The sequence below is a fragment of the Streptomyces sp. NPDC047108 genome (assembly GCF_040643575.1).
Taxonomy (GTDB): domain Bacteria; phylum Actinomycetota; class Actinomycetes; order Streptomycetales; family Streptomycetaceae; genus Streptomyces.
In genome coordinates this window covers 401,994-408,048 of the sequence record NZ_JBEYUP010000004.1, presented here as the reverse complement: position 1 = coordinate 408,048, position 6,055 = coordinate 401,994, and the positions used below count along the sequence as shown (strand labels likewise).

Genomic DNA, 6,055 nt, shown 5'->3' with positions numbered 1-6,055 from the left:
AGCTCCAGACGCACCCGCCGCCCCTGGGCCCGCCAGATGTTGCCCGTCTGCTCGAAGAAGCCCTGCGGGTGGTACTGCAGCACCAGCAGGATGCGCGTCAGATTCGGCGTCAGCTCATGGAAGGTGACGGCACCGTCCACATGCCCCTTCTCCGCCTTGGACTCCCAGACGATCATCTCGTCCGGCACCTGCTCCAGGATCGTCGACTGCCACTTCCGGTGCGACCACAGGACCTGCGCCTTCCACTCCAGTTCCGCCTCCGTCTCGCCCTGCTCGACGTCCTCCACCTTCTTCATGAACCCGGGGAAGTCCTCGAACCGGGTCCAGTAGTCGTACGCGGTCGAGACCGGAACTCCCACATCGATCTGCTCGACGATGTTGGTGACCTTGATCTTCGAGCCCTTGTCACCCCCGCCGCCCCCGTCACCGCCGGTCAGAGCGTCCTTGACCTTGTCCTTCACGCTCGACAGGCCACCTCCGAGCAACGCCCCCACCGGTGATTTCCCACCGGTGAGCGCAGCCACGACACCGGAGCCGTCCGGCGCGATGTCCGACAGCCGTTCGGTGACGCCACTCACCCGGTCGCTCAGCGATCCGATCGCCCGCTCACCGAGCACCATGAGGAGGTCCTGCACCTCCTGCTTCAGGCGGTCGGTGTGCAGGTCCTGGCTCAGGCCGCCGTCTCCGTTCGTGCTGCCGCTGGACCGATCAGCCATACGTCATCACCCTCGGCTCCGCCGGGCCGAACCGCTCGATCCGCCGCTCTTCCCCGCGGCTCCCGAACGGCCGCCGCCCGTCTGCTTCTTGGCGGTCTTGGATGTGCCCGTACCGGTCCGGCCGGTACCGGTCTTACGAGTGCCGGTCCGTGCCGCGCCCGTACCCGTCCTGCCCGTACCGGCCTTGGTGCCGCTTCCGCCCGAACCGCTCCCGCTCTTCTTGCTCCCGGCCCCGGATGCCGCGCCCGACGACCGCTTGCTCGAGCGAGCTTCCGCCCGCTTCCGTTTCCCGGAGTCGTGCTCACCGTCGGACTCGGCGGATTCCGCCTCACCGTCGCCGGACGCTCCGCCGCGCAGCGCCGTCGTCCTGCGCTCGATGCGGTCGCTGAGGGCGTCGACCCGGTGGCCGACCGCGCCGGCGACCGCCGTCCTGCCCGCCGTGACGAGCTTGCCGCGCAGGTCCGCGGCGTGCTTGTCGCCCCCCACCGACTTGACGGCCTCGCCGGCCTGGCCGAGACCTCGGCTCCCCAGTCCACGGCTGGCGGCCAGGGCGGCCAGTCCGAGAGCGATGCGTGCCTTACGGGTACGTCCGAGGACGTAGCCACCGGCGATGGCGAGCGCCGTCTGGCCGTTCTTCATGATCGTCGTCCCTCCGTCTCGCTGTTGCCGCGCCACGGGGACTGCCGCGTTGCCGCGTCACGGTGACCTGAAGCACGCAGGAGCGCCCGCCCCCGCGAAGCGTGGAGGTCCAACACCACTTCCAGTATGGGGCATATACGACTTTCCATCAGAAATCAGACCGCGGTCACCGAGCGAGCTCGGATCACGTCAGGGAGTGAGCGGCAAGGGCTTGCTGCGCCGGTGCCACGGGTAGGCAGCCCCCATGCGACTCGGCGTAGTGGACGTGGGCTCGAACACGGTGCGGTTGATGGTCGCGGACGGCGCAGGCACCGTCCCCTTACCGGTGCACACCGCCAAGCGCCGGCTCCGGCTGGCCGAGCACATCGACGGCAGCGGCCGGATCTCCGGGGAGGCCGTGACGCTGCTGGCCGACGCGGTGGCCGCGGCGCGGCAGGAGGCCGAACGGTGGGGCGTGACAGCGCCGTTCGTCTTCGCGACGTCGATCGTGCGGGACGCACCCAACCGCCAGGACGTCCTGGCGGCGGTGCTCCGCCGTACCGGCATGCCGCTCCGCCTCATGTCCGGGGGCACGGAGGCGGAGTTGACCTTTCTGGCCGCCCGGCGGTGGATGGGGTGGCGGTCGGGGCCGCTCGTCCTGCTCGACATCGGCGGCGGATCGCTCGAAGTCGCCTTCGGACGCAGCGGAATGCCGGACTTCGCGGCCTCCCTTCCGCTGGGGGCGGGCCGGTTGACCCGGGAACACTTCGGTCGCGACGATCCGCCCGGTCCCCCCGCGGTGAGGGAGCTCCGCCGGCGCGTCCGCCATGAACTGCGCGATGTGGCGGCGCGGATACGGTGGGAGGGACCGCGTACGGGCGTGGCCACCTCACGGACGTTCCAGCAGCTCGCCCGGCTGTGCGGAGCGGCACCCGGGCGGGAGGGCCCGTTCGTCCAACGCGGGCTCGCGCGGCGGGACCTGCGGCCCGCGATCGAGGCGCTGGCCGCCCTCCCCACGGACCAGCGGGCGAGCATGCCGGGCATCTCCAGAGCCCGCGCCGGGCAGTCGCTCGCCGGCGCCCTGGTCGCGCACACGACGATGAAGCTGATCGGGCTCGACCGGGTCGTCATCTCCCCGTGGGCGCTGCGCGAGGGGATCCTGCTGACGTACCTGGAGGGCGGTGAGGTCGCGTGGTGGACACCGCCCACCGACGCACCCCACGGGGCAGCACCTCATGCCGTGGCCGGTTCCGCCGGGGCCGTCCCCGCCGGATGGGCGCCCGTCGAGGCCGAGCCCGCCCACACCACCCCCGCCGAAGAGGCGCCGGACGCCGCCGGGCGTCCGCGGGAGGAGCCCGGAGCAGGACGGGTCGCCGTACGGACCGGCTGAGTCCTCCCCGCGGACGGGCACGGACCGAGCCGCCCCGGGGACGACGGCGGCCGGAGGGCACGGCCCCGCCCGGGGCGAACCGGGCGGGGCGCAAGGTGCCGGACCGCCGGCGCGCCCGAGCCGGGCCCGAGGACGCGCGGCGCCCGTCCGGAGATCGCGGCAGGACCCCCCTGCGGGACGGGCTGCCGGAGCGGCTACCGGTCCGCTACTGCCAGCTCGCGTGCAGCGGCTTGCCCTCCGCGTAGCCCGCGGCGCTCTGCACACCCACGACGGCCCGCTCGTGGAACTCCTCCAGCGAGCCCGCCCCGGCGTACGTGCACGAGCTGCGCACGCCCGCGATGATCGAGTCGACCAGGTCCTCGACGCCCGGACGGGCCGGGTCGAGGAACATCCGCGAGGTGGAGATGCCCTCCTCGAAGAGACCCTTGCGCGCCCGGTCGTACGCGGACTCCTCCGAGGTCCGGTTGCGCACGGCGCGCGCCGATGCCATGCCGAAGCTCTCCTTGTACGGGCGTCCGTCGGCGGTGTGCTGGAGGTCGCCGGGGGACTCGTAGGTGCCCGCGAACCAGGACCCGACCATCACGTTGGACGCCCCGGCCGCCAGCGCCATCGCCACGTCCCGGGGGTGCCGCACGCCGCCGTCCGCCCACACGTGCTTACCGAACTTCCGTGCCTCTTCGGCGCATTCGAGGACGGCCGAGAACTGCGGGCGGCCCACGCCTGTCATCATCCGCGTGGTGCACATGGCGCCGGGGCCGACCCCGACCTTGACGATGTCCGCTCCGGCGGCGATGAGGTCGCGTACGCCCTCGGCGGCCACGACGTTGCCCGCCACGACGGGCACCTGCGGGTCGAGTCCGCGCACCGCCTTCAGCGCGCTGATCATCGACTCCTGGTGACCGTGCGCCGTGTCCACGACGAGCGTGTCCACACCGGCCGCGAGCAGCGCCTTGGCCCGGCCCGCGACATCGCCGTTGATGCCGACGGCGGCGGCGACGCGGAGCTTGCCGTCGGCGTCGGTCGCCGGGGTGTAGAGGGTCGCGCGGAGGGCGCCCTTGCGGTTGAGGATGCCGACGAGCTTGCCGTCACGGTCGACCGCGGGCGCGATCTTGCGGTGGGCGGCGTCGAGACGGTTGAAGGCCTCGCGCGGGTCGATGCCGGCGTCCAGGAGCAGCAGTTCCCGGGACATGACCTCGGTGAGCTGCGTGAAGCGGTCGACCCCGGTCAGGTCGGACTCGGTGACGATGCCGACGGGGCGGCCGTCCTCCACGACGACACCGGCGCCGTGCGCCCGCTTGGGCAGCAGGGACAGCGCGTCGGCGACCGTCGCGTGCGGGGCGAGGACGATCGGGGTGTCGAGCACGAGATGGCGCGCCTTCACCCAGCCGACGACGTCGGCGACGACGTCGATCGGGATGTCCTGCGGGAGCACCACGAGCCCGCCGCGCCGGGCGACCGTCTCGGCCATGCGGCGGCCGGCGATCGCGGTCATGTTGGCGACGACGAGGGGAATCGTCGTGCCGGTGCCGTCACGGGACGACAGGTCGACGCCCTGCCGGGATCCGACCGCCGAGCGGCTCGGCACCATGAACACGTCGTCGTACGTCAGGTCGTACGGCGGCTTCTGGTCGTTGAGGAAGCGCATCTAACTCTCTCACCTGCGGTTTTACGTAAGGGCGGGCGGGGAGTCAGCACCGGGCCGAGCTGGATCGGGCTGCGGCTCCTACGCCATTGTCACCGACCTCGCCCGGCCTTGGCCAACAGCGACCCGATGTCTTGTGGCATCGGCCGAGCGGGACCGTGGACGGGCTGTGGCTTCCGCCAAGCCGCGGGGCCGGTCGGCGGACGCCGTCGCTCATGATCCGTGACAGCGGCACGGACGGGTCCGCCCATGATCGGCACCTTTGCGGCCGTGGCGGGTCGTCCCGACGGCCCCCTCAGTTCGGGTCCCTGGTTGCGTCCGCCCGGCCGCGGCGGGGGCTTGATCCACGGGGAGCGGGCGGCGATCCGGAGATCGTGCACGCGTCCAGTGCCGTGACCGCGGCCCGGCACCCGCCCGCCACCGCGTCCGGGAGTCCACGACGACCGGGAGGCCCCGACCACCGGCTCCCCACGGGACGAGCCCCACGGCGTGATCCCGCGGGCCCGTTGAGCCCGGCGCGCGTCAACCGCCCTTCCCCGTCCGCCCCGTTGGAACATCTGTACCCACCGCGTTCGCGGGCGAGCCCGGCGGAGCCCACCCGTCCCCTGCATAGCGTTTCCCGCATGCAGCACGCACCGGCCCTCACCGAGTCCGACACCGCCGCTCAGCGTCTGACGGCTCTGTCGGACGGGGTCTTCGCCATCGCCATGACCCTGCTGGTGCTCGATGTGTCGATCCCGCCCGGACTGAACCCCGAGCAGTTCCACGAGGCCCTCGACGACGTCCTACCCAACCTCGCCGCCTACACGATCAGTTTCGCGGTCATCGCCGAGTTCTGGACCGACCACCGCCGCATCCTCGGCTCCCTGCGGGCGGTCGACGGCTGGGTCACCGGGCTGACGCTGCTGGGGCTCGGGCTGATCGCGCTGCTTCCCTTTCCCACGGCCCTCCTCGCGGAGTACGGCAACGAGTCCCTGCCCGTCGCCATCTACTCCCTGAGCGTCGCCGCCACGAACGCGGTCCACCTCGCCCTGCTGCTCGCCGTCCAGCGGCGCCTGCCGCCGCCGGACCAGCCGCTCGGCCACCGGCTCCGCCGACTGCAGGCCGCCGACTTCGCGTCCACCGTGGTGATGTTCGGTCTCGCCGTTCCCCTGGCCTTCGCGACCCCGACCGGGGCGAAGCTCTTCTGGGCGCTGCTGATCCCGCTGAAGTCCTGGATCGGCCAGTGGGAGCGCAGCACCACGCGCCGCCTCAAAGCCTGATCCAACCCTTGTCCGCCCACGCCGCACGGGAATCGTTCACGGAAATTCCGGATGACCGCGCACGGAATTCCCGCGCACCGGGCTTCGTACGGAATTCCCGTGCACGTCACTCTTTCCTCTCGGCGAGCGGTGCGGCCCTGACGGGACATCGGCCGCCGACCGGATCTCTCCCGCGACCGTGGCCCATCCTTCCGCTGCCCGAGCACGCTCGCCCGCCCTGCCTTCCGAACTCCGCGCCACAGCAGTTGGTTTGGGGTTTCTCGTGGTTCCCGCATCCGTCTCGTGGTCACCACGACGCGCTAAATCTCGTGGGTGCCACGAGGCGGGACCGGTCCGACCGGAGGATCCCTAGTGTTCATTGACACCCCACCCGGCCCGCGAACAGGCTGATTTCACCGGCCGGCACACGCGGAATTCGCTCGGCCCG

5 protein-coding genes are annotated in these 6,055 nt (G+C 72.0%); 2 read left to right on the top strand and 3 right to left on the bottom strand.

What is annotated here, in order from left to right; translation table 11 throughout:
- Positions 1-716 (bottom strand): SRPBCC family protein (locus ABZ822_RS13005; RefSeq protein WP_360851398.1); only part of this gene is annotated, 716 nt, incomplete at its 3' end.
- 6 nt (positions 717-722) lie between these two features.
- Positions 723-1,355 (bottom strand): hypothetical protein, encoded by a 633-nt coding sequence (locus ABZ822_RS13000; protein WP_360851395.1) that lies wholly within the window; start codon positions 1,353-1,355, stop codon positions 723-725.
- 244 nt (positions 1,356-1,599) lie between these two features.
- On the opposite strand from ABZ822_RS13000, the gene ABZ822_RS12995 reads away from it, so the two are divergent.
- Positions 1,600-2,724, top strand: a complete 1,125-nt coding sequence (locus ABZ822_RS12995; RefSeq protein WP_360851392.1) for a Ppx/GppA family phosphatase — start codon at positions 1,600-1,602, stop codon at positions 2,722-2,724.
- Positions 2,725-2,929: 205 nt separating this feature from the next.
- Here ABZ822_RS12995 and ABZ822_RS12990 read toward each other — a convergent pair whose 3' ends face one another.
- Positions 2,930-4,369, bottom strand: a complete 1,440-nt coding sequence (locus ABZ822_RS12990) for a GuaB1 family IMP dehydrogenase-related protein (RefSeq protein WP_360851389.1) — start codon at positions 4,367-4,369, stop codon at positions 2,930-2,932.
- 620 nt (positions 4,370-4,989) lie between these two features.
- On the opposite strand from ABZ822_RS12990, the gene ABZ822_RS12985 reads away from it, so the two are divergent.
- Positions 4,990-5,628 carry a TMEM175 family protein gene (locus ABZ822_RS12985; protein ID WP_360851386.1) on the top strand — a complete coding sequence of 213 codons (639 nt, stop codon included), beginning with the start codon at positions 4,990-4,992 and terminating at the stop codon, positions 5,626-5,628.
- Positions 5,629-6,055: the final 427 nt, after the last annotated feature.

Coding starts and splice junctions, on each gene's coding strand:
- ABZ822_RS13000 (WP_360851395.1), bottom strand. CDS start 1,355: ATGAAGAACGGCCAGACGGCGCTCGCCATCGCCGGTGGCTACGTCCTC.
- ABZ822_RS12995 (WP_360851392.1), top strand. CDS start 1,600: ATGCGACTCGGCGTAGTGGACGTGGGCTCGAACACGGTGCGGTTGATG.
- ABZ822_RS12990 (WP_360851389.1), bottom strand. CDS start 4,369: ATGCGCTTCCTCAACGACCAGAAGCCGCCGTACGACCTGACGTACGAC.
- ABZ822_RS12985 (WP_360851386.1), top strand. CDS start 4,990: ATGCAGCACGCACCGGCCCTCACCGAGTCCGACACCGCCGCTCAGCGT.